General features: G+C 75.0%; 16 protein-coding genes and 1 tRNA gene. 9 read left to right on the top strand and 8 right to left on the bottom strand.

All coding sequences use genetic code 11. The features are described 5' to 3' along the window. Positions 1–179: 179 nt before the first annotated feature. The 3 genes from OG550_RS18160 to OG550_RS18150 form a co-directional block, all read right to left on the bottom strand. Positions 180–1,217: a DJ-1/PfpI family protein gene (locus OG550_RS18160; protein ID WP_327678836.1), complete on the bottom strand. Its 1,038-nt coding sequence runs from the start codon at positions 1,215–1,217 to the stop codon at positions 180–182. 296 nt (positions 1,218–1,513) lie between these two features. Then, positions 1,514–3,016: an aminopeptidase P family protein gene (locus OG550_RS18155; RefSeq protein WP_327678835.1), complete on the bottom strand. Its 1,503-nt coding sequence runs from the start codon at positions 3,014–3,016 to the stop codon at positions 1,514–1,516. Between the two features lie 273 nt (positions 3,017–3,289). After that, positions 3,290–4,894 carry a PP2C family protein-serine/threonine phosphatase gene (locus tag OG550_RS18150; protein WP_327678832.1) on the bottom strand — a complete coding sequence of 535 codons (1,605 nt, stop codon included), beginning with the start codon at positions 4,892–4,894 and terminating at the stop codon, positions 3,290–3,292. Between the two features lie 779 nt (positions 4,895–5,673). Here OG550_RS18150 and OG550_RS18145 point away from each other — a divergent pair. After that, positions 5,674–6,327 carry a bifunctional DNA primase/polymerase gene (locus OG550_RS18145; RefSeq protein ID WP_327678830.1) on the top strand — a complete coding sequence of 218 codons (654 nt, stop codon included), beginning with the start codon at positions 5,674–5,676 and terminating at the stop codon, positions 6,325–6,327. 226 nt (positions 6,328–6,553) lie between these two features. Here the strand turns inward: OG550_RS18145 and OG550_RS18140 are convergent, their stop codons facing one another. The 4 genes from OG550_RS18140 to OG550_RS18125 all read right to left on the bottom strand — a co-directional run bounded on the left by OG550_RS18140 (position 6,554) and on the right by OG550_RS18125 (position 11,128). Further along, complete coding sequence (locus OG550_RS18140) at positions 6,554–7,540, bottom strand: DUF5926 family protein (RefSeq protein ID WP_327678828.1); 987 nt, start codon at positions 7,538–7,540, stop codon at positions 6,554–6,556. 343 nt (positions 7,541–7,883) lie between these two features. Continuing rightward, the gene (locus tag OG550_RS18135) at positions 7,884–8,486 is read right to left on the bottom strand and encodes an ATP-binding protein (protein ID WP_327678826.1); all 603 of its coding nucleotides are present in this window, start codon (positions 8,484–8,486) and stop codon (positions 7,884–7,886) included. A gap of 405 nt (positions 8,487–8,891) precedes the next feature. Next, a complete protein-coding gene (locus OG550_RS18130; protein ID WP_327678824.1) occupies positions 8,892–9,716 on the bottom strand; it encodes a glycerophosphodiester phosphodiesterase family protein in 825 nt (274 codons plus the stop codon). A gap of 113 nt (positions 9,717–9,829) precedes the next feature. Next, the gene (locus tag OG550_RS18125; RefSeq protein ID WP_327678823.1) at positions 9,830–11,128 is read right to left on the bottom strand and encodes a purine-cytosine permease family protein; all 1,299 of its coding nucleotides are present in this window, start codon (positions 11,126–11,128) and stop codon (positions 9,830–9,832) included. Positions 11,129–11,735: 607 nt separating this feature from the next. Between OG550_RS18125 and OG550_RS18120 the strand changes: the two genes are divergently transcribed. From OG550_RS18120 to OG550_RS18085, 8 genes are all read left to right on the top strand, one after another. Next, entirely contained in the window at positions 11,736–13,574 is a 1,839-nt protein-coding gene (locus OG550_RS18120) for a S1C family serine protease (RefSeq protein WP_327678820.1), read from the top strand. 66 nt (positions 13,575–13,640) lie between these two features. After that, positions 13,641–13,728: transfer RNA gene (locus OG550_RS18115), tRNA-Ser, on the top strand. A 221-nt stretch (positions 13,729–13,949) separates the two neighbouring features. Next, positions 13,950–15,059 carry a peptidoglycan-binding protein gene (locus OG550_RS18110; RefSeq protein WP_327678818.1) on the top strand — a complete coding sequence of 370 codons (1,110 nt, stop codon included), beginning with the start codon at positions 13,950–13,952 and terminating at the stop codon, positions 15,057–15,059. A 144-nt stretch (positions 15,060–15,203) separates the two neighbouring features. Further along, positions 15,204–16,034 (top strand): MerR family transcriptional regulator, encoded by an 831-nt coding sequence (locus OG550_RS18105; RefSeq protein WP_327678816.1) that lies wholly within the window; start codon positions 15,204–15,206, stop codon positions 16,032–16,034. A gap of 58 nt (positions 16,035–16,092) precedes the next feature. After that, complete coding sequence (locus tag OG550_RS18100; RefSeq protein WP_327678814.1) at positions 16,093–17,505, top strand: MFS transporter; 1,413 nt, start codon at positions 16,093–16,095, stop codon at positions 17,503–17,505. Positions 17,506–17,905: 400 nt separating this feature from the next. Continuing rightward, a complete protein-coding gene (locus OG550_RS18095; protein ID WP_327678813.1) occupies positions 17,906–19,270 on the top strand; it encodes an FAD-binding oxidoreductase in 1,365 nt (454 codons plus the stop codon). Positions 19,271–19,753: 483 nt separating this feature from the next. After that, entirely contained in the window at positions 19,754–20,083 is a 330-nt protein-coding gene (locus tag OG550_RS18090; protein ID WP_327678811.1) for a hypothetical protein, read from the top strand. A gap of 742 nt (positions 20,084–20,825) precedes the next feature. Next, a complete protein-coding gene (locus tag OG550_RS18085; RefSeq protein WP_327678809.1) occupies positions 20,826–21,458 on the top strand; it encodes a pyridoxine/pyridoxamine 5'-phosphate oxidase in 633 nt (210 codons plus the stop codon). Positions 21,459–21,588: 130 nt separating this feature from the next. On the opposite strand, the gene OG550_RS18080 is transcribed toward OG550_RS18085, so the two are convergent. Then, a complete protein-coding gene (locus OG550_RS18080; RefSeq protein ID WP_327678808.1) occupies positions 21,589–22,656 on the bottom strand; it encodes an EamA family transporter in 1,068 nt (355 codons plus the stop codon). Positions 22,657–22,685 lie beyond the last annotated feature (29 nt).

Raw genomic sequence — 22,685 nt, 5'->3', positions numbered from 1 at the left:
ATCGTCCGGGTGCGTTCGGAGCCGACAGCGCACGGCCGCCGTGCAGGGCGGGAACGGGCGACCCGCCGGTTCCCGCCAGGAGGCGCAGCCGAGTTCGGTGAGACGTGCGGTGGACGGTCGACGGCTCGGACTGGCTCCGGTGATGCGGTCGTCGGTCGTCGGTCGTCGGCCGGTGGCCGTCAGGCGGCGCCGCGGCCGAAGGAGCGGCGGTAGGCGGTCGGGGAGGTGCGCATCACCCGGCCGAAGTGGTGGCGGTAGGTGGCGGCGCTCTCGAAGCCGACGGCGGTGGCGATCTCCTCGACGGTGCCGTCGGGCGATTCGAGCAGGGGCAGGCTGGCGGCGACGCGCTGGCTGATCACCCAGCGCATCGGACTGGTGCCGTTGCGGGCGGTGAAGTGCCGCAGGTAGGACCGGTCGGACATCCGGGCGGCCCGGGCCAGGAGCGAGACGGTCAGCGGCGAGGCGAGCTGGTCCAGGGCCCACTGCATGGAGCGGGCGATCCCGTCGTCCTCCTCCTCGACCGGCCGGACGGCGGCCTCGATGAACTGGGCCTGGCCGCCGTCCCGGTGGGGCGGCACGACGAAGCGGCGGGCCACGCTGTTGGCCACCCGCGCGCCGTGGTCGCGGCGGACCAGGTGCAGGCAGAGGTCGATCCCGGCGGCGCTGCCGGCGCTGGTCAGCACGGAGCCGCTGTCCACGTACAGCACGTCGGGGTTGACCCGGACCGCCGGGTGGCGCCGCTGGAGCAGGTCGGCGTACCGCCAGTGGGTGGTGGCCTCGCGGCCGTCCAGCAGGCCGGCGGCGGCGAGCGCGAAGGCGCCGGAGCAGATCGAGACGATCCGGGCGCCGCGGTCGTGCGCGGTGCGCAGCGCGGTGACCAGGCCGGGGGAGACCTCGCCGCTGAAGGCGTTCGGCACGCCGGGCACCACCACGGTGTCGGCGGCGGCGAGTTCGTCCAGGCCGTGCTCGGCGGTGAGGGAGAAGCCGCCGACGGAGCGGAGCGGGGTGCCGGGCCGGTCGGCGCACACCCTCAGTCCGTACCAGGGGGCGGCGAGCAGTCCGTTCAGCTCCGGCCTGGCCAGCCCGAACACCTCGACCACCACGCCGAGTTCGAACGGCGTCATGCCGTCGAAGGCGTACACGGCGACGTCGTGCACCGGCTCCGGCCGCCGGCCGATCGTGACGGCCACCGGACCGGTGGTCTGCTGGTCGGCCATGAGGTCCCCTCGGGCTGGGCGTCGGCTGGCGGGATGCCGGTGAGTGTAGTCGTCCCGGCCAGAGCCGACCTTTCCGGACCTGCGCGGACCTTCCTGGGCCTTCCCGGACCTGCGCGGGCCTTCCCGGACCTGCGCGGACCTGCGGACCGCGACCCCCGGTGCCGCCGGGCAGCGCAGCGGGGCCCGGTCGGCCTCCGGAGAGGTGAACCGGGCCCCGCGGTGTCCGCCGGTCGGGCGGCGGGGTGCACGGGCCGGCGCGCGGTCGGGCGCGCGGCCGGGTGTGCGGTCGGGCGGGCTCAGGCGAGCGAGGCCATCCACGCCTCGACGTCCTCGGCCCGGCGCGGCAGGCCGGCCGAGAGGTTCTCGTTGCCGTCGGCGGTGACCAGGATGTCGTCCTCGATCCGGACGCCGATGCCGCGGTACTCCTCGGGGACGGTCAGGTCGTCCAGCTGGAAGTACAGGCCGGGCTCGACGGTGAGCACCATGCCCGGCACGAGCAGCGCGTCGACGTGCTCCTCGGTGCGGGAGTGGGCGCAGTCGTGGACGTCCAGGCCGAGCATGTGGCCGGTGCCGTGCAGGGTCCAGCGGCGCTGCAGGCCCAGCTCCAGGACCTTCTCGACGTCGTACACCGAGGCGTCCAGCAGGCCCCAGGCGAGCAGGCGCTCGGCGAGCACGCGCTGCGAGGCGTCGTGGAAGTCGCGGAAGCGGGCGCCGGGCTTCACGGCCGCGATACCGGCCTCCTGCGCGTCGTAGACCGCGTCGTAGATCTTCCGCTGCAGCTCGTCGAAGCGGCCGTCGATCGGCAGCGTGCGGGTGACGTCGGCGGTGTAGAGGGTGGTCGTCTCGACGCCGGCGTCGAGCAGCAGCAGCTCGCCGGGGCGGACGTCGCCGTCGTTGCGGACCCAGTGCAGGGTGGTGGCGTGCGGGCCGGCCGCGCAGATCGAGCCGTAGCCGACGTCGTTGCCCTCGACGCGGGCCCGGCGCCAGAAGGTGCCCTCGATCCAGCGCTCGGAGGTGGCGACGGCCTGGCCGAGCTCGCGCACGCAGTCGGTGAAGCCGTTGACGGTGGCGGCGCAGGCGGCGCGCAGCTCGCCGATCTCCCACTCGTCCTTGACCAGCCGCAGGCCGCTCAGGAACTCCTTGAGCTCGGCGTCCCGGTCGGCGTCCAGCACCTCGCCGAGCGCGGCCTCCAGGCCGGCGTCGTAGCCGCGGACGATCCGGGTCGGGGCGCTGCCGTCCTTGGCCCGCCCGGCCAGCTCGTCGGCGGCCTTGCGGACGTCGCGGGCGGGCAGGCCGAGCAGCTGCTCCTGCTCGGTGAGGCTGTGCCGGCGGCCGACCCACAGCTCGCCGTAGCCGTCCAGCCAGAACTCGCCGTTCTCGCGGTCGGAGCGGGGCAGCAGGTAGAGGCCGAACTCGTGCCCGGTGTCGCCGGTGGGCTCGGCGACCAGCACGGCGTCCTCGGTCTGGTCGCCGGTGAGGTGCACGTACTCGCTGGCGGCGCGGAAGCCGTAGTCGGTGTCGTTGGAGCGGATCTTGAGGGTGCCGGCGGGGATCACCAGGCGCTCGCCGGGGTAGGCGGCGGAGAGCCGGGCGCGGCGCTCGGCGGCGTAGGGGGCCTGGGCGACGGGGGTCAGGCCGTGCAGCTCGGTGTCGGCCCAGCCGGACTTCATCGAGGCGGCCAGCTCGTCGGAGACCTCGGAGTAGAGGCCGTTCTTGCGGCCCTTGAACTGCTGGGGCTCCTCGTCGCCGCCGGCGGCCTCGGGGTTCTCGGCCACCGCCGGGGTGCGGTCCTCGGTCACGTACGTCGCCTCCTTGCGGGGTGGTGCCGCCTCGGTCATGTCGGATCGCGACACCCGTGGGCGGCCGTGCGTCCATGGTACGGACGCCCGGCCGCTCGACTGTTCGGGGCTGTTCGGAGCCGTTCGGGTCCGTTCGGGGCCGTCCGGACCGGCCACCGGGCCGGGTGCCGGGCGGCCCCGCCGCGTCGGCCGGAGCGCTGCGGCGACGGTCGGCCGGAGCCGTGCGCCGCGTCGGCCGGAGCGGTCCGGCCGGGTGCTCCGGCCCGGCCGGCGTCACTCGAACCGGGCGGCCAGCAGCATCAGGTCGTCGGTGGCCGGGCCGGGCGCGGGGGAGCCCGGGCGGGCCGACGCCTCGCGTCCCGCGCAGACCGCCAGCAGGTGCGCGCAGAGCCGGTCGGGGTCGATCCGGACGTCACGCGGTGCGTCGGCCGCGGCCCGCCGCAGGTTGGCCTGCCCGGCGTGCAGGGTCGGGCCGAACCGGCGGGCCAGGCCCTCCGTGTAGAGCACCAGCGAGTCGCCCCGCTCGGCGGTCAGCTCGACACCGGGCGCCTCCCAGCAGGACAGCATGCCGAGCGGCGCGGAGAGCGAGGTCTCGACGAACTCGGCGCCGTGCCGGGTGACCAGCACCGGCGGGCAGTGGCCTGCCCCGGCCAGGGTGATCCGGCGCTCCTCCGGCTCCACCCAGGCGTAGACGGCGGTGGCGCTGCGGGCCGGCTCGGTCGTCTTGAGCAGCAGTTCGAGGTCGCCGAGGACGGACACCGGGTCCTCGCCCTCCAGCACCGCGTACGCCCGCAGCGCGGACCGGACCCGGCCCATCGCGGCGGCCGCGCCGGGGGCGGCGCCCGGGCCGGCGCCCGGTCCGTCACCGGAGACGGAGCCGACGGTGAGGCCGACCGTGCCGTCCGGCAGCGGGATGGCGTCGTACCAGTCGCTGCCGGAGGAGCGGTCCAGCCCGGCCGGGACCAGCCGGGCGGCCAGCCGGAGGCCGGCGGGCTGGGGGAGGCGGTCGGGCAGCAGGCCGCGGCGCAGGGCCTCGGTGGTGCGCCGGACCTTCTCCGCGTCCAGCTGCTTGGCCAGCAGCGGGGCGGCCACCTCGCAGTACCGGCGGGCCAGCTCGCGCTGGCGGTCGGTGGGCTCGGCGGGTTCGTCGTAGAACCAGAGGACGGCGGCGAGCGGCCCGTCCTCCTCGGTGACGAGCGGCAGGCCGTAGCAGCCGCCCAGGCCGAGGCCGCCGGCGAGCTCGCGGAGCCGGGCGCCGACGACGGGGTCGCGGGCGAGGTCGCGGGACCGCAGTTCGGCGGGCCGGTCGTGTTCCCGCAGCAGCCGGGCGACCAGGCTCTGGTCGGGCGGGACGGTCTCCAGCGAGCCGAGGCTGGCGCGGTCCAGGCCGAGGCCGAGCGGCTGGCTGGGGCCGCCGCCGGGCAGCCGGCTGACCAGCAGGGCGCGGCGGGCACCGAGCAGCGCGGTGCCGGAGGCCAGTACGGCGGCGAGGGTGGCGTCGAGGCCGCGGGCGCGGGCGAGCAGCTCGGTGTGCTCGTGCAGGCTGGTGAAATCGGACAGCCGTCCGGCCAAACGGTCCTGCACGGCGGACGGGGACGTGCCCTGTGCACCGGCGGTGCCCTGCGCACCGGCCGGGACCCGGTCGCCGGAGGAGCCCGGCTCACCGGTCGCGTCCGGTCCGTCCGGTCCGTCCGGTCCGCCCGTCGGGGCGTGGCCGTCGGCCGTGGTCCGGCCGTCGGACGTTCCGTCGGGGCCGCCGGGTTCCGCGGTGCCGGGCACCGGGCCGGCGAAGCCGGGTGGGTCGAGCACCGAGAGCCCGCTCGCGCCGCCGGGGTCGGCGGGCTCGGAGGAGGTCGACGGGGGGTGGGACTCGGTCATGCCGCCACTCCTGACGCGGTGGTACGTGTCACGCGGATCATGCGGAACCCCCATGTACGGCCGTTTGGAGCGATCACGGCCGAAAGGGCGCGTTTCGCCTCGATTCGCTACTACTCGTCATTGATCGACAGCAATGCCACCACTTCTACACAGGCCATTCGGGGCATGTCCAGAGCCATGACAAGGCTGGTGGCCGGTTCGCCGTGCTCCCGGGCCCGGCCTGGGGGCGTGTTCGGTTCGTGCGCGCGCCGGTCTTTCGCCCCGGGGCGCCAGCGGGTCGCGGTCCGGTCGCGGTCCGGTCGCGGTCCGGTCCTCGCCCGGTCGCGCTCCCGGCGCCCCGCCCCGCCCCGCCCGTGGGCGCGACGGGGTGTGACCGTCCCGTCTCCCGAGCGCGACGGCCCCGCCGTCCGGGCATGGAGCAACCGGGGAGCGGGCAGAACCGTGAGGACGGTCCGGCGGCCGTCCGGATCGTATGCTTTCGCCGTCCGCTGGCCGGGTCGGCCGGAAGTGACTCACTCGTACGGTGGAACCAACCGCGCCCGGGCGGCGTCCATCCGGTCGCATACGGGATTCTCGTTCCAAGGGCTGTTCTAATCCACGGCCCTTCACGTCCTGCTCCACTGCGTGCTCCACGCCCGCACCGCCGTTCACCCTGCCGTTCGCCCTGCCCGCCGCCCGGATCCGGGCCGGTGCGGCGTTCCCGGACGCGCGCCGGCGGGCCGGTCCCGGAGCCCGCGGTCCGGAGCCAACCGAGCGGTCACGGAAAGGAACGGGTGCCAATGCGTGACAACCCCATGCGCGACAACCCGAGGAGCCGGTCGGCGGCCCGGGCGACCAGGCTGGCCGCGGCCCTGACGGCCGCCACCGAGCACCGCTGGCCTGTCGTCCCCGGCACGCTGGCCGTCGGCGGTCAGTGCTCCTGCGGTGATCCGGACTGCCCCGTGCCCGGCGCGCACCCGCACGACCCGCCGCTGCTCGCGGCCACCACCGATGCCCGGATGGTGCGTTGGTGGTGGGAGCAGCGCTGTCCGGACGCCCCGCTGCTGGTCGCCACCGGCAGGACCGTCTCGGCGGTCAGCCTGCCGGCGGCGGCCGGGGCCCGGGCGCTCGCCTTCCTCGCCGCGCTCCGGCTGCCGCTGGGGCCGGTGATGGCGATGCCCGGCCGGTACGCGATGCTGGTCGCGCCCTACTCGCTCGACGCACTCGGCGAGATGCTGGCCCAACTCCCCTGGGTGCCGGGCTCGTTGCGCTACCACGGGAGCGGGGGCTTCCTGCCGCTGCCGCCCGGCGGCGGCGCCGGCGACCGGGTGCGCTGGGTGCTGCCGCCCCGTCAGGGTGCCGACGGCGGCGTCTGGCTGCCGCAGGTCGGGCCGCTGCTGGGCGAGTTGGTGGCGGCGGCGGTCCAGCTGGACAGTGGTCGGTCCACGTACTGATCGGGCACGGCCCACCCGTTCCGGGGAGTGTCGTCCGGAAAAACAAAAGATCCGGCCGCTGGCGACGGGGGATGCACCAGCGACCGGACTCTTTAGACAGTAACAAGGATCCGCGCCCGCGCCAATTTCCAAGACGCCCGCGCAGCCCGGAAATTGCGGGTCGCGGCGGACAATGTGACGCGTATCACGTGGATCTCCGCGCGGCCCGTCCGCCTTCCGTACACCTTTAGTTCAAGGTGACCTGACGGTTCACCAGGTTCGCCCGGGCCCGCCGCTCCTCGGCGGTCAGCGGAGCGGGGTCGGCGAGCGTCTCGGCGAGGCGCTCGGCGAACTCGGCGGCCGGCTTCTCGCAGTCGGCCGCCGTCATCGTCAGCGGCAGGTCCCAGACCGGAACGGTCAGGCCGTGCGCGCGGAACGAGCCGACCAGGCGGGTGTCCTGACCGAGCGAGGACCGCTCGGCGGCGGTCAGCCGGGCCAGCGCGTCCAGCAGCTGCTCCTCCGGCACGGTCATCACCCAGCGCAGGTGGTTCTTGTCCGGGGTGCCGCACCAGTAGGCGGAGTCGACGCCGGTGAGCTTCTCGGTCGGGATGGCCGAGGCGTTGGCGCGCTCCAGGGAGGCGGCGACCTCGCCGGTGGCGGTCTCGGCGTCCTCCAGCCAGAACTCGAAGCCGGTGTGCACGGCCGGCTCGAAGGGGGCGTCCGCGTCGAGCAGGTCCTGCAGCCGTCGGCCGCCCGGAACGGTCCGGCGGGCCGGCACGGGGCTGCCCGGCTCGGCGGCGAGGGCCAGCTCCAAGGCGTCGGCCAGGTCGCGGCTCAGGTCGCCGGAGGCCGACTGGGTCTGCAGGCCCAGCAGGATCGAGCCGTCCTGGCGGCGCAGCGCCGGCCAGGCCAGCGGGAGGACGGTCGCCAGCGTCACCGACGGCACCTCGCCGTTGGCGGTGGCGGCCACGCCCTCGGCCAGCGTCAGCGGGACGGTCGCGGCCGGGACGAGCTCGCGCAGCGCCACCCAGTCGGCCTCGCCCGACAGGCCCTCGAACGGGCGGTGCACCAGCTCCTGCACCGCGTGCGAGGCCTCCCGGCCGTGACAGGCCTTGTACCGGCGGCCCGAACCGCAGGGGCAGTTCTCGCGGGCCCCGACCACGGGGACCTCACCCGTGACGGCGGTGGTGGACTGGCTGCGCTGCGGCGCCTTCTTGGCGGCCTTCTTGCCCATGGTGCGGCTCTCCCGGGGACGGTGGTGTTGTGCTCCGGGCAGCCTACTGACGTTCTCCGGGCGTGTGGGCGCACGCCGGGGTGCGGGGGCGCTCGGCCGGGTGGCGCCGTCGCAGGTCCGGCGGGGTGCGGCACGGCCGGGCGGGCGGGGGTGCGGCGGGGTGCCGGGGCGCTTCGGGGCCCGCCGGGTGCCTGTGCGCGGGAGGGCCGGGTGGCCGGAACCCGGTGGCCGGACCGGTGCGCGGGGGGCAGTGGCACGCCCGCCGGTCGGCCGGCGTGCGGCGTGGCGGGTGCCGCGGTCGCGGCGGGTGCGTGCCGTTCGGCTGCCGGGGTGCCGCGGTCGCTCAGGCGCTGCGCGGTGCGCCGCCGGTCCGCCTCGCGTGGCGGGCCCGGGCGGGCAGGGCCGCCCACACCGTCACCTCGCCGGGCGCGTCGCGCACGCCCCAGTCGCTGGCCAGCTGGTCCACGATGCCCAGCCCGCGACCGCCGTGCGAGGTCAGCGACGGACTGGCCGGCGACGGCCGGGTCTGCGCCCCGCCGTCGGTCACCTCCAGGGTGAGCACGCCGTCCGCGTGCATCTGCCAGCGGACCAGGACACCGCCGTCCCCGTCGTCCCCGCTGCCGCCCGTGCCGCCGTTGCCGTCCCCGCTGCCGCCGCCGGTGCCGCCGCCGGTGCCGCTCGGGACCGCGGACCGGCTCTCGCCCGCCCCGGCGGTCCGGGACGGCACGCCGACCAGGAGCGGCTCCACGACCTCGGCCCGGGCGCCGTGACCGAGCGCGGGCAGCGGGCCGAGCGGTCGCGCGTAACGACACGCGTTGCTCAGCAGTTCGGAAAGGATCAGAACAGCATCATCGATGACCGGTTCCGGTATCTGCCGGTCACCCAGATCTCGACGCAGTCGGCGCCGCGCGGCCCCGACGCTCGCTGGGCCGTGCGGCACTGCCATGGTCGATGAAGTCGGCACTTCACGCGCCACCATCAACGCCACCCCCGGACCTCCTTCAGCGTATGCCGAGGGATGGATGCCCCTTGGCAATACGTCGGAAACGACCGGACGGCGATCCCGCACGGACATTTCAAGCCGGTCGACAGACGGTGCGCGACAGGTGATTCGATACTCACCCTGCGTCGTGAAAGTGCCGTAATTGCGTCAGAAATCGCCACCGGAAGGTTTGAGTCCCTACCAAGACGATCAACGGAGCCGGGTGGTTGAACGGTTCACCGGACGGTTCCGTGCGGCCCGATCACCTATTCCGGCGGCGGCCGGACCGGTCGCCGGCCGGACCCGGCGGCGGCCCGAACCGTCAGAGCCCGGACCGTCAGCGGTCGGACCCGTCGGCAGCCGGACCCGTCAGCGGCCGAGCTGGGCCAGCACCTCCGCCGGGCGGTTGGTGATGATCGCGGACACCCCGAGCTCCAGGCAGAGCTCGACGTCGGCCGGCTCGTCGACGGTCCAGACGTGCACCTGGTGGCCCAGCTCGCGCAGCCTGGTCACCAGCCCCGGCCGGGCCCGCACCAGCTCGATGCCGGGACCGGCGATCCGTGCGCCGCCCGGCAGGGGCGCGCCCGGGCGCAGCCGCCCGCGCAGCGCCAGTCCGCGCTCGAACAGGAACACCCGCGGGTACTCCGGCGCGGCCGCGCCCACCCGGGCCAGGGCCAGTGAGGAGAAGCTCATGATCCGGGCCCGCGCCCGCCCGCCCTCCCCGGTGCCGCCGATCCCGAACCGGTCCAGCGTCCGCAGCAGCTCGGACTCCACCCGGCCGCGGAACCGGACCGGGTGCTTGGTCTCGATCGCGAGGTCCACCGGGCGCCCGCAGTCGCTGACCAGCTCCAGCAGGCTCTCCAGCCGCAGCACTCCGCGCAGCTCCGGGTCCTCGCTGGGCCGGCCGGTCTTCCAGGCGCCGAAGTCGTGCGCCTCCAGCTCGGCCAGCGTCATCGCGGAGACGGTGCCCCGGCCGTCCGACACCCGGCCGATCCGCCGGTCGTGCACACAGACGAGCTGCCCGTCGGCGGTCACCCGGACGTCGCACTCCAGCGCGTCCGCGCCCTCGGAGAGGGCCCGGCGGTAGGCGGCGAGCGTGTGCTCGGGCAGGGCGTGCGAGGAACCGCGGTGGGCGATCACCTGGACGGGCGACGCGGTGCGTGCCGTCGCGGGCGAGAGGTCAGGGCTGGTCACGCCCTCCACGATAGGCCGCGGAAGTGACACGGAGACGAAGACGGCCCCAACCTGTGGGGCCGTCTTCGGGCACGGTCGCGGTCGTGGTCACGCGCCGTGGTCACACCCGGTGGTCAGCGTGCGGCGGCGCCCCGGGTGAGCGGGGTGAGCGCCCAGGTGACCAGGGCCGGCACCAGGAAGCCGAACAGCGAGGCCGAGGTCCACTCCTGCGGGGTGAAGTGCAGCGCCTCCTGCGCGGAGGTCCAGAAGTCGGTCCACCAGCCGGCGATCGCGGTCGGCGCGATCAGCTGGTAGACGGCGAAGCCGAGCACCCACGGCAGCAGCATCAGCCAGCGGGACGGCGCGTCGGCGGAGAGGTTCCAGCCGCGCCGCCCGGCGCCGAGGAAGAAGTCGACCGCCAGCACCGCGAACATCGGCACGAAGACCGAGCCGATCAGGCCGAGGAAGGCGTAGTACGAGTCGGTGAACTCGGTGATCTGCAGGGCCAGCACGGTGATCAGCAGCCCGGTGCCGCCGGTCAGCACCCGGCGGTCGACCTTCGGCAGCAGGTTGTGGATCGACATCGCGGTCGAGTACACGTTGGCGAACGACTGGTCGGTCTCGCGCAGCACCAGGACCAGCAGGAACAGCCAGCCGGCCCAGACGCCCAGGAAGGAGTCGAAGATCCGGGTGGCGTCGCCGTCCGCCTGGAGCAGCGCGAACAGGCCGAGCACGTAGCACCAGACCTGCGCCACGGTGTAGCCGGAGAAGCTGCCCCAGAAGGCCGAGCGCGGGGTGCGCGAGTGCCGGGTGTAGTCGGCGGCCAGCGGCACGAAGGAGATCGACACTGCGATCATCGCGTCGGTCGCCTTCAGGAAGCCGTGCCAGTTGCCCGCGCCCGGGTCGGACACGCCGTTGCGGCCCAGCTGGACGGTGAAGTACACCATCGCGACCGCCACCGCGGCGGCGACGAAGCGGCGCAGCACCGCGATCGCGCCGAGCGGCCAGATGGTGAGCGCGGTGGTCACGGCGCCCGCCAGGACGACGAAGATCCAGCGGTAGCCCTCGGTGCCGACGACGGTCTGCGCGCCCATCGCGATGACCAGCAGCTCGTACACGCCCCAGCCGATGCACTGGACGATGTTGAGCACCGTCGGCACGTACGACAGCCGCGTCCCGAAGAGCCCGCGCAGGTTGGCCATGGCCGGCGCGCCGGTCCGCGCGCCGATCAGGGCGGCCACCCCGAGCATCGCGGTGCCGACCACGGTGCCGGCCACGATCGCGGTCACCGCGGCGGCCAGCGACAGCTCGCTTCCCGGGGCGCCGAGCACGGTGGCGGCGGTGGTGAAGCCGATCAGCGAGACGCCGAGGTTCATCCAGAGCGCGAAGTGGTCGCGGAAGCGGAGCGTGCGCGGCGGCTCGGTGTCCAGCACCAGCGGTGCCTCGACACGGGCGCCGGCCGGGCCCCCGGGGCGGTCCAGGACGGCGGTGCCGGCGGAACCGGCGGAGGCCGTCCGGGAACCGGGGAGGGCGCCCCCGGCGTCGGACGACGGGGGGAGACCCTCGGAGGAGGGCGCACCCGGGGACGAGGATGGCGAAGCAGGCGGCATGGCCGATACTCCCTACGCCGGCATTACCCGGACAGGTTCCGGCGGTCTGCGCCCCCTCGACGCCCCGCCCACGGATCCCGTGGCGTACGGTCGACCGGCGCACTCTCAGCCTGGTGGGTCCAAGCTCCCGCGTGTCAGTTTGGAGCGACAGGCTAGCGGGCGGGGCGGAGAACGCCAAGGCCAGAGGACCGCGCACGGGGGGGTCGAAGGGGGCCGACGGGTGCGGCGGAGGTGTCGCGGGGGTGCGGGGCGACCGCGCTCCCGGGTGCGCCGCCGCAGCGCGCGGAGCCCCGCCGGGCGAGGCTTTCCAGCAGGCTCTGTCTGGCCGGGCTAAGGATTCTTATGACTTCTTCAGAAGGGTCCTTACGGCAATCGAATCGAGTGTGCGAAAAACTATGGTTGTTGGTCCTGTCAGCTATGGAGGTCGTCCGTGAGCACCGAGCGCGAGGTTGGGTCCACCGGGCCGCAGGGGGAGCAGCCCTCCGGCGGCCAGGGGGTGGCGGTTCCCGCTCCCGACGGTCCGGCGCAGCAGTCCGCGGCCGGCCACGCCCCCGTGGCGACGCCCGCTGCCGACCAGTACCCGTCCGATCAGTACCCGTCCGATCAGTACCCGTCCGATCAGTACCCGTCCGGCCAGTACCCGTCCGGCCAGGCCGCACCGGGCGCCGCACCCGCCGAGGGCGGTAACGGCGGGTTCACGCCCACCCTGGCCTTCGGCAAGGTCGGTGCGCCCGAGCCGGCTCCGGCGGCCCCGGCCGCTCCGGCGGCTCCGGCGGCCCCGGTCGCCGACACCGGCTACCTCGACGCCCCGCCGCCGGTCCTGCCGCCCGCCGCGCCGGCCCCGGCCGCCCCGGCGCCCGCCGCGCAGGTCGGCAACCCGTACGCCACCCCCGCCCCCGGCACCCCGGTCCCGCCGGCCGCCCTCGCCGCCCTCGCCGCCCTCGCCGCCCACGACCCGTACGGCGCCCCGGCCGCGCCGCACGCCCACGGCGCGACCGGCCAGCACCACCCGTTCGGCGCAGGCCAGCCGCTCGGCGGCTGGGGCGGGCACGACATCACCCCCGGCGGCCCGGGCGCTCCCGGTGGCCCCGGCGGCCCGCTCGGCTACCCGGCCGAGTACCCCGGCGCCCCCGCGCCCGGCGGCCCGCGCAAGAAGCGCGGCGGCCTGATCGCCCTGGTGGCGGCCGTCGCCCTGGTCGCCGGCGTGGCCGGCGGCGCGGTCGGCGTGGTCGTCGCGGACCGTGACGACGACCGCGTCAGCGCCGCGGCCGACCGCACCAGCACCACCGTCCAGGCCAACAACTCCCAGAAGAACGAGGCCGCCCCCGGCTCGGTGGCCGGCATCGCGCAGAAGGCGCTGCCCAGCGTCGTCACCATCAAGGCGCAGGGCAACGGCGAGTCCGGCACCGGCACCGGTTTCGTCTTCGACACCGAGGGCCACATCCTCACCAACAACCACGTGGTGGCGCCCGCGTCCAGCGGCGGCAAACTGACCGTCAAGTTCGCCGACGGCTCCTCCTACAACGCGTCGGTGCTCGGCCGCGCCGAGGGCTACGACGTCGCGGTCATCAAGCTCGACAGCCCGCCCAAGGGCAAGCTGACGCCGCTTCCGCTGGCCGACTCCGACAAGGTCAACGTCGGCGACTCCACCATCGCCATCGGTGCCCCGTACGGCCTGGAGTCCACCGTCACCACCGGCATCATCAGCGCCAAGGACCGCCCGGTCGCCTCCGGCGACGAGACCGGAGCCCAGTCCTCCTACATGAACGCCCTGCAGACCGACGCCTCCATCAACCCCGGCAACTCCGGCGGCCCGCTGCTCGACTCGGGCGGTGCGGTGATCGGCATCAACTCGGCGATCCAGTCCAACACCTCCAGCACCGGCCGGGCCGGCTCCATCGGCCTGGGCTTCGCGATCCCGGTCAACCAGGCCAAGTGGGTGGCCGAGACCCTGATCAAGACCGGCAAGCCGGTCTACGCCAAGCTGGACGTCCTGCGCAACGACGACTACAAGGGCGACGGCGCCCAGATCCAGACCCGCGACATCCAGGGCACCCCCGCCGTCACCCCCGGCGGCGCCGCGGACAAGGCGGGCCTCAAGCCCGGCGACGTCATCACCAAGCTCGGCGGCAGCCCGATCGAGAACGGCCCGGCCCTGGTCAGCAAGATCTGGACGCACAAGCCCGGCGAGATCGTCGACGTCGAGTACACCCGCAACGGCCAGACCTTCAACACCAAGGTCACCCTCGCCGAGCGCGTCGGCGACTGACCCCCGCCCGCCCCCGAAAACCCGGTGCACCGAACCCCGCCGGACCCGTTAGGCTGACCTCCGCCTGGAGAGCTGCCCGAGCGGCCTAAGGGAACAGTCTTGAAAACTGTCGTGCGGTGACCCCGTACCGTGGGTTCGAATCCCACGCTCTCCGCTGGTTGGAGAAAACCACCTGCTCAAGGCGGGTGCCGGCATCACGCCGGCACCCGCCTTCGGTGTTTTCGGGGGCGGGTGGAGGTGGGGCGGGACGGGTACGGAGTGTCCGGTTTCACCTGAACGGGGGGTTTGGGGACGAGGTGTCCTCGTGTGGGGGTGTGGGTCTCGTTTAGCCGGGAGCAAGGGGCGGACTGCCCTGGGCCTGGCGAGGAGAGACGGATGGCCTGGTACCCCGGCGCGGAGAAGATGGAGCTCCAGCCCGAGTCGGACGAGCAGACGGCGATCACGCCGACGCAGGTGATCTTCCACAGTGTGGCGGCGCCGTGGACGCCGCGGCGGATGTACGAGTACTGGCGGGACTCCACCAACCTGGAGTCGCACTTCGGGGTCGGGTACGACGGCAGCGTGGGGCAGTTCGTCGGCACCGAGACCCGGGCCGACGCCAACATGCACGCGAACCGCCGCGCCGACGGCACCGGCGCGGTGAGCATCGAGTCGGCCAGCGACGACCGGAGCACCGACCCGTGGACGGACGCGCAGGTGGGGGCGCTGGTCGCGCTCGGGGTCTGGCTGCACCAGCGGCACGGCGTCCCGCTGCGGGTCTGCCCGTCCTGGGACGCGCCGGGGTTCGGGGTGCACCGGATGTTCCCGGAGTGGTCGGACGGCGGGACGGCCTGCCCCGGGGACGTCCGGGCGCGGCAGTTCCGCGAGGTCGTGCTGCCCGGCATCGCCGCGGCCTCGGGCGGCGCGCCGCTGCCCCCGCCGCGCGCGGACACCGGGCCGGCCCGCTACCGGGTGACGGTCAACGGCCTGGAGTACGGCTACGGAGCGCACGGGCCGCAGGTCCTGGAGGTGGGGCAGGCGCTGGTCCGGCAGGGTTTCGGGCGGCACTACCAGTCCGGGCCCGACCAGGACTGGCGGGACGCCGACACCCTCAACTACCAGGACTTCCAACAGAGTCTGGGCTACTCCGGCCCCGACGCGGACGGGGTGCCGGGGGAGGGGTCGCTGCGTCGGCTGCTCGGCCGGCTGCCCTCGCCGCGGCGGGTCTCGGCGGCCCACGTGGCGGCGGCGGCGCGCACCGACCCGGGGGCCGAGCAGGGCCACCAGACGTACGGCGGCGAGGTCCGGATCGTCGAACAGGCGCTCGCCGACGAGGGGTTCCTGGAACAGCGCTGGGTGGACGGGTCGCTCGGCACCCGGACGGTGCAGGCGTACGCCGCGTTCCAGCGCAGCCTCGGCTACTCGGGCACGGACGCCAACGGGATCCCCGGACAGCGGAGCCTGCGGGTGCTGGGCGACCGGCGGGGGTTCGACGTGACGGACTGAGCGGAGGGGCGGCCGGGTGACCGGGTGACCGGCGGGGCGGAGGGGCGGAGGGGCGGAGGGGGGACGTCGGGGCGGCCGGCGAGCGGAGGGCGGAGCTCCGGTGCTTGACCATGACACGGTGTGAGGGTCTGCACTGGAGGCATCATGTTCAACATCGGAGACTTCGCCAAACACGGCCGGGTGTCGGTCCGCATGCTGCGGCACTACGACGCCATCGGGCTGCTCCGCCCCGCCCGGGTCGATCCGGTCAGCGGCTACCGCTGCTACGAGGCCGCCCAGCTCGCCCGGCTCAACCGCGTCATCGCCCTCAAGGACCTCGGCTTCTCGCTGCAACAGGTGCGGGCGGTCCTGGACGAGGAGGTGGACGCGGCGGAGCTGCGCGGGATGCTGCGGCTGCGGCGGGCCGAACTCGCCGCGGCGATGGCGGCGGACGCGGAGCGGCTGACCCGGGTCGAGGCGAGGCTCCGGACGATCGAGAGCGAGGGGACCATGTCCACGCACGATGTCGTGGTGAAGCGCGTGCCGTCGGTGCGGGCGGCCGAACTGACGGCGGTCGCGGCGAGTTACGGGCCGGAGGACGTCGGGCCGGTGATCGGTCCGCTCTTCGAGGAGCTCTGCGGCCTGCTGGCCGCGGCCGGGGTCGCGGAGACCGGGCCGTCCGTCGCCCGCTACGAGGACGTTCCGGACGGGGACGGCGCGGTGCTGGTCAGGGTGGCCGTGCCGGTCGGGGCCGCGGTGGAGGCGGACGGGAGGCACGGCTTCGCGGTGGTCGACCTGCCGGCGATCGAGGAGGCGGCGACCGTGGTGCACCGCGGGTCGATGGACGACACGCTGGGCTCCGTCCAGGCGCTGGCGCGGTTCATCGACGAGAACGGCTACCGCTCGGCGGGGTACGCCCGGGAGCTCTACCTGGAGTGCCCGGACGACCGGGCCGGGTGGGTGACCGAGCTGCAGGAGCCGGTGGTCCGGGGGTAGTCGGGCCACGGTGTGGCGCTTGCCCTCGACCGGGTCGAGGGTCCTAGCGTCGGCCGACATGACGATGAACGGGGCCACCACGCCCGGGGCGGCCGACCGCGACGACCGCACGGCACGGGGCGGCCGTCCGGCCCGCACGGCGCGGGCCGGACGCCGGGGCCGGGCGGGGCTGCCCGGGCCCTACCTGCTCTGGCTGGCCGGTGCCCAGGCCGGGGCCCTGGGTGATGCCGCCATGTACTTCGCCCTGGGCTGGGCCGCCACGGCACACGGGGGCGGCGCCGCCGGCCTGGTGCTCACGGTGATCACGGTGTCTCGCACCGCCCTGGTCCTGCTGGGCGGCGCGCTGGCGGACCGGCTGGGCGCCCGCCGGGTGATGCTCGCGGGGGACACGGTGATGCTCGCCGCGACGCTCGCGCTGGCGGGCGCCGCCGGCGGCTGGGGCACGCCGCTCTGGCTGCTGGTCGTGGCGGCGGCCGTGATCGGGGTGGTCGACGCGTTCTACCTCCCGGCGAGCGGGGCGATGCCGCGGCTGCTGGTGGGTGCCGGGCAGCTGCCGCGGGCGCTGGCGTTGCGTCAGGCGGGAGCGCAGACCGCGAACCTGCTGGGGGCGCCGCTCGGCGGGGCGCTGGTCGCGGCGGGCGGGCTGCCGGGGGTGGCGCTGGCGGACGCGGTGAGCTTCGCGGTCCTCCTGCTGGTGCTGCTGCGGGTGGGGGTGCGGGTCCGGGCCGAGGGGGCGGCAGCCCCGGCGACGTCCCCGGACGTTCCTCCGCAGTCCTCGGCTCAGGAGGCCCCGGCGGGCGCGGCTGCCGCGCCCGGGCTGCTGCGGGAGGCGGTCGCGGGGGTGCGGTTGGCGGTGCGGGACCGGCGGCTGCGGGCGGCGCTGCTGCTCACCGGGGCGGCGGCGGGGGCGCTGCTGCCGGTGGTCTCGCTGCTCGTGCCGCTGCTGGCCCGGGAACGCGGGTGGGGCGCCGGACCGGCCGGGCTGGTGACGGGCGGGCAGGGCGCGGGGGTCCTGGCGGTCGCGGCCCTGCTCTCCTGGCGCACTGGTGGGGACGGCGATGAGGACGGTGACGGGGGCCGGCGCCGGGATGGTGCGCGGAGCGGGGCGTGGGGGCGTGCGTGGGCCGGTGCGGCAGCCGGGCTCTGTACGGCGGCGGCGGGCACCGCGCTGCTGGCCTGGGCGCCGGGTCCGCTGCTGGCGGCGGCGGGCGGGGTGGTGACGGGCGTGGGCACGGGGCTGTTCGCCTGCCGGATCGGCCCGCTGGTGCTGGGCAGCGCACAGGAAGGGCATCTCGCCCGGGTACAGGCACTGCTGACGCTCGTGCAGAGTGCGGCGCTGGTGGCCTCGACGGGGATGCTCGGCCTGCTCGCCGACGCGGCCGGGGCCCGGCTGCCGACCGTGCTCTGCGCGCTGGCCACCGGCGCGGCCGGACTCGTCGCGCTGAGCGCCCGGAGGCTGCGGCGGGCCTGAGCGGGGGGCTGAGTAGCGGGCGGGACGCGGACGCCCGCTGCGTCCCGTCCGGGCCGCCTGCCCCGCCCCGTGCCCGAGCGTCCCCGGGGACCGGTGGGGCGCGGCGTACTTGCCGGGCGGCCGGGTGCCGGGCAGAGTGCGAGAGCCGGACGCGGCCGCCCGACTGGTTCGGGCCGGTGGCCTCGTTCCGCGACCCGGACGTCCACGGCGGCGGCAGCGCGGTGGCGCGGCCGCCGACGGTGCCGACCGTACCGGCGGTACCGGCGGTGCGGTGCGGGCAGCACGGAGACGGCCGCGGCTCGGCGGCGGACGCGTCGGTGGCAGCAGCGGCACGGAAGCGAAGCGGCGACAACGGCGGCAGCGGTGCGGTAGGACCGGGCGGCGTGAACGGAGGCGGCGGATGAGTGACCTGACGGACCGACTGGCGGAGGGGCTCCCGCCCGGCGCGCTGGCGGTGGACCCGGACGTGACGGCCGCCTACCGCCACGACATGGCGGGCTTCTGCGCGGCCGGCACCCCGGCCGTGGTGGTCTTCCCGGAAACGGTCGAGCAGGTGCAGCACGTCATGCGGACCGCCACGGCCCTGCGCGTCCCGGTGGTCCCGCAGGGGGCGCGGACGGGTCTGTCCGGCGCGGCCAACGCGGTGGACGGCTGCATCGTGCTCTCGATGGTGAAGATGAACCGGATCCTGGAGCTCGACCCGGTCGACCGGATCGCGGTGGTCGAACCCGGAGTGGTGAACGCCGAACTCTCCCGGGCCGCCGCCGCGTCGGGGCTCGCCTACCCGCCGGACCCGTCGAGCTGGGAGTCCTGCACGATCGGCGGGAACATCGGGACCGGAGCGGGCGGGCTGTGCTGCGTCAAGTACGGCGTGACCAGCGAGTACGTGCTCGGGCTCGACGTGGTGCTGGCGGACGGCCGGCTGCTGTCGACCGGGCGCCGGACGGCCAAGGGCGTCGCCGGCTACGACCTGACCCGGCTGCTGGTCGGCTCGGAGGGCACGCTGGGCGTGGTGGTCCGGGCGGTGGTGGCGCTGCGGCCGGCGCCCGAGCCGCAGCTGGCGCTGGCGGCGGAGTTCCCGAGCGCGGCGGCGGCGGGCGAAGCGGTCTGCGAGGTGATGGCGCGCGGGTTCGCGCCGTCGCTGATGGAGCTGATGGACGCGGTGAGCGTGCGGGCGGTCAACGAGCTCGCGAAGATGGGTCTCCCGGAGTCCACCCAGGCGCTGCTGCTGGTGGCCTTCGACGGTCCGGACCGGGTGGACCGGCTGGCCGAGGTGGGGGAGATCTGCCGGGCGGCCGGGGCGACCGAGGTGGTGCCGGCCGAGGACCAGGCGGAGTCCGAGATGCTGCTGGAGGCGCGCAGGCTGGCGCTGCCGGCGCTGGACCGGCTGGGCACCACGATGATCGACGACGTGGCGGTGCCGCGGTCCAGGCTGGTCGAGATGCTGACCGGCGTCGCGGCGATCGCCGAACGGCACGGGCTGACCATCGGGGTGGTGAGCCACGCGGGGGACGGCAACACCCACCCGATCGTCATCTTCGACGCGGCGGACGCCGAGCAGTCGGCGCGGGCACAGCAGTCCTTCGACGAGATCATGGCGCTGGGGCTGGAGCTGGGCGGCACGATCACCGGGGAGCACGGGGTGGGCCTGCTCAAGCGGGAGTGGCTGGCGCGGGAGATCGGCCCGGTGGCGTCGGAGCTGCAGCGGCAGCTGAAGGCGGTCTTCGACCCGTTGGGCATTCTCAACCCGGGTAAGGCGGTCTGACCGTATTCTCGGCAGATCTGAATATCAGTCACTCGATGACTCGGCCACTCAATGAATCGGCCGCTCAGCGGCTCGGTGGATCTGCTGATCACCGTATTTTAGGACTGTCGCGGAATGGCTTGATTTGTCGACATGGTGGCGCGACCGAACTTTTAGGGGGCGTGTTCGCCGGTGTCGTGCGCCAGGGTGGTGCGCCGGGTCGTCCGTGTGCTCCCCTTCACGCCGCCGGAGGATCTTCGGTCGTGTCCGACCGTTCGGGCGACATGCCAGGTGGGTGGCGGTGTGTCGGCGCGCTTTCCGTTTCTGCTCCGGTTATGCGCCGGGCTGCTGGATATCACGCTAAAGGGCGAAAAGGCCGCCGGGAGGTGGTGCTTTGTCGATTTGTTGCGGAAGTCTTTCCCTCGGCGTCGCAGCCCGCAGGTGTTCGTCTGGCCGGCGAACTCCCGCACACATTGCACGATTTACCGTTTCTTGGAGGCTCTCATGGCTCGCATCCGCTCCCGCAAGGTGGCCGGTCTTCTGGTGGCTGCTCCGCTCGCGGCGGGGCTGCTGCTCGCCGGTGCCGGCGTCGCCGCCGCCGACAACGGCGCGCTCGCCAACGACGGGTCCAACAGCGGCGTGGTGTCGAACATCGGGACCGGCAACATCTTCGGCTCGGTCGACGGCAACTACGTCTCCAACCAGCAGACGGCCACCGGGGCCGGTGCCTCGAACCAGGCCAACACCCTCGCGGTGAAGGACAACTCGGGGACCATCCTGGCCGGCCAGTCCAACAAGAACTTCAACGTCGTCTTCGCCCCGATCTTCCACTGAGCGTCGGTCGACCGGGAACCAGGGAACCATCGCCGGCGGGGGCGCCGGCGAAGGGGCGGCCGAGGATGAGCTGAGCATCCACGGCGGGGTTCGAAACAGACAGTGACATCGGATCGAAGCGAAGCGGTCGGAACGGATCGCGAAATGCACGACCGGGTAGCGGAAAGGGTCACCGCGAACCGGTCCCGTGGGCGGCACCGCAGGTCGGTGCCGCCCACGGGCGCGTCCGGCCGCCCGTCGGGAGGACCCGGCCGGTCCGGGGGAGGCCCCGGGCGGTGCACGGAGGACCCGGGCGGTGCACGGGAGGCCCGGCCGCCGCCGCAGGACCGGCCGGGCCGCCGCGGGGTCCGGGCCTCCCCGGGGAGCGGCCGCCGCCGCGGGACCGGGACGGGGCCCCGGGCCGAGCCCCGGTCGAGGGGCCCGCGCCCGTGTCCGTCACCGGGCGGCGGTACGGTTGCGCTCCGACAGCGCACCCCCGCGCCCGGGGCCCCGGTGGCCCGCCCGGCGAGGGGCTGCGACCGCGGCAACCGGAGGGAAGGGCGCGATGGCAGCGGAGGAGGAGGGCCTGACCGGCCCGGGCGAGACCAGGCCGGCACCGGGCCCTGAGTCGGGCCGTGAGCCGACCCCCGGGTCGGCGGTGGAGCCGTCCGGGCAGCCGGCCCCTGCACCGGCCCCTGCGCCGACCGCGGAACACCGCACCGAGCCCAGGTCCGTACCCGAGCTCATGCTCGGCCGGCCGCCGATGACCCGTCCGCTGCCGGTCTTCGACGCCGAGGCGGCCCCGGCCGAGCCCGGCCCGCTCTTCGTCGACTGGCTCGCCACCGCGCTCGACGCGGGAGTGCTGGACCCGCAGGTGGTCACGCTCTCCACGGTCGACGCCGACGGCATGCCGGACGCCAGGGTGCTGGTGCTGCGCGACGTCGACCCCTCCGGCACCGGCTGGGTCTTCTCCGCCGCCGCCGACAGCCCCAAGGGCCGCCAGCTCGGTGACCACCCGGCTGCCGCGATCACCGTGTACTGGCCGCAGCTGGGCCGCCAGGTGAGGGTCCGCGGCACCGTCGAGCGGGCCGCCGACCAGGTCGCGGCCGCCGAGTTCGCGACGCGTTCCCCGGCCGCCCGGATCGGTGCGCTGGTCGGCCGGCAGAGCGAGCCGCTGGCCTCACCGGCCGAGTACGAGGAGGCGGTGGCGGTCGCCCGGCGCAGGCTGGAGGCCACCCCGGACACGGTCGCCGCCGGGCACGCCGTCTTCACGCTCTGGGCGCACGAGGTGGAGTTCTGGCAGGGGCACGCGGACCGCCACCACGTCCGGCTCCGCTACACCCGGACCGGCCCCGTCCGGACCCCGGAGTGGTCGCGCACCCTGCTCTGGCCGTAGGACGGCAGTGCCGCAGGGCCATAGGGCCGCAGGCCGTGGGGCGGCGGCGCCCCCGGGGTGCCACCGCAGACGAGGAGGGGCGCGTACCGGCTCGGTACGCGCCCCTCCTCGCTCGTCGCCTCCGGACGTCTCAGCGCCGCCCGGTGAGCGTCGCGCCGACGCTCGCGGCCACCACGCACCCGATCCCGGCCAGCTGCGACGCTCCCAGCAGCTGCCCCAGTACGACCAGTCCGACCAGCGCGCTGACCGCCGGCTCCAGGCTCACCAGCACGCTGAACACCCGCTGCGGCATCCGCCGCAGTGCCGTCATCTCCAGCGCGTACGGGATCACCGGCAGCAGCAGCGACACCCCCGCGACCGCGAGCAGCAGCGTCAGCGGCGAGGCGCCCGGCTCGGTCAGGCCGTCCCAGGCCTCGCCCAGCCCGAACGGCGCCACCGCGAGCGCGCCGACCGTCATCGACACGGCCAGCCCCTGGAAGCCCTGGAACGCGGCCCCGACCTTGTCCGTGAACAGGATGTACGCGGCGTAGCAGGCGGCCGCCCCGAAGGCGTAGACCAGGCCGACCGGGTCGAGCCCGGCCCCCTCCCCGCCCTCGCCGAGCAGCGTCAGCAGCGCCACCCCGCCGGCGGCGAGCAGCGCCCACAGCAGATGGCTGGCGCGGCGGGCGAAGAACAGCGCCACCGCGAGCGGGCCGAGGAACTCGATGGTCGCGGCGGTGCCCATCGGCAGCCGGTCGATCGCCCCGGCGAACAGCAGGGTCATGCCGGCCGAGGCCATGCCGAGCAGTGCGGCGGCCGCGAGGTCGCGCGGCCGGCGACCGCGCAGCCGCGGCCGGGTGACGGCCAGCAGGATGACCGCCGCGAAGCTCAGCCGGAGGAAGGTCGTGCCGCTCACCCCGAGCGGGCCGAAGAGGGGCTTGGAGAAGGCGATCCCGGTCTGCACCAGGAACATCGCGGTCAGACAGAGAAGCGGCGCCGGGATTCGCTCCGGGCGCCGCAGGAAGTTCGGGAACCGTCGGTCGGACGGTCGGCCGGGTCGTGCGTCCGGTGGCAGCCCGTCGCCGGGCGCCTCGCCTCGTCGCCAGCCACCGCGCTCGCCGGCGGGCTCGCCCTTGGGGGCGGGCGGCATGGCAAGGGCCTCGGCGACGGCTGTGGCCGACATCGGGGCGGCGGTTTCGCTGGGGTTGGGCGTGGGCATAGTGGCGAGTTTGCCGTAAGGAGCCACTA

Origin of the sequence: Kitasatospora sp. NBC_00458 (genome assembly GCF_036013975.1) — a bacterium.
Classification (GTDB): Bacteria; Actinomycetota; Actinomycetes; order Streptomycetales; family Streptomycetaceae; genus Kitasatospora.
Note: the sequence above shows the minus strand (reverse complement) of the source record. Positions and strands in the feature narration are given on the sequence as shown.

What these genes read in the sequence shown, in the direction of transcription:
- OG550_RS18145 (WP_327678830.1), top strand. Translation starts at nt 5,674, where the DNA reads ATGCGTGACAACCCCATGCGCGACAACCCGAGGAGCCGGTCGGCGGCC.
- OG550_RS18105 (WP_327678816.1), top strand. Translation starts at nt 15,204, where the DNA reads ATGTTCAACATCGGAGACTTCGCCAAACACGGCCGGGTGTCGGTCCGC.
- OG550_RS18100 (WP_327678814.1), top strand. Translation starts at nt 16,093, where the DNA reads ATGACGATGAACGGGGCCACCACGCCCGGGGCGGCCGACCGCGACGAC.
- OG550_RS18140 (WP_327678828.1), bottom strand. Translation starts at nt 7,540, where the DNA reads ATGGGCAAGAAGGCCGCCAAGAAGGCGCCGCAGCGCAGCCAGTCCACC.
- OG550_RS18085 (WP_327678809.1), top strand. Translation starts at nt 20,826, where the DNA reads ATGACCCGTCCGCTGCCGGTCTTCGACGCCGAGGCGGCCCCGGCCGAG.
- OG550_RS18110 (WP_327678818.1), top strand. Translation starts at nt 13,950, where the DNA reads ATGGCCTGGTACCCCGGCGCGGAGAAGATGGAGCTCCAGCCCGAGTCG.
- OG550_RS18095 (WP_327678813.1), top strand. Translation starts at nt 17,906, where the DNA reads ATGAGTGACCTGACGGACCGACTGGCGGAGGGGCTCCCGCCCGGCGCG.
- OG550_RS18080 (WP_327678808.1), bottom strand. Translation starts at nt 22,656, where the DNA reads ATGCCCACGCCCAACCCCAGCGAAACCGCCGCCCCGATGTCGGCCACA.
- OG550_RS18090 (WP_327678811.1), top strand. Translation starts at nt 19,754, where the DNA reads ATGGCTCGCATCCGCTCCCGCAAGGTGGCCGGTCTTCTGGTGGCTGCT.
- OG550_RS18160 (WP_327678836.1), bottom strand. Translation starts at nt 1,217, where the DNA reads ATGGCCGACCAGCAGACCACCGGTCCGGTGGCCGTCACGATCGGCCGG.
- OG550_RS18150 (WP_327678832.1), bottom strand. Translation starts at nt 4,894, where the DNA reads ATGACCGAGTCCCACCCCCCGTCGACCTCCTCCGAGCCCGCCGACCCC.
- OG550_RS18135 (WP_327678826.1), bottom strand. Translation starts at nt 8,486, where the DNA reads ATGGCAGTGCCGCACGGCCCAGCGAGCGTCGGGGCCGCGCGGCGCCGA.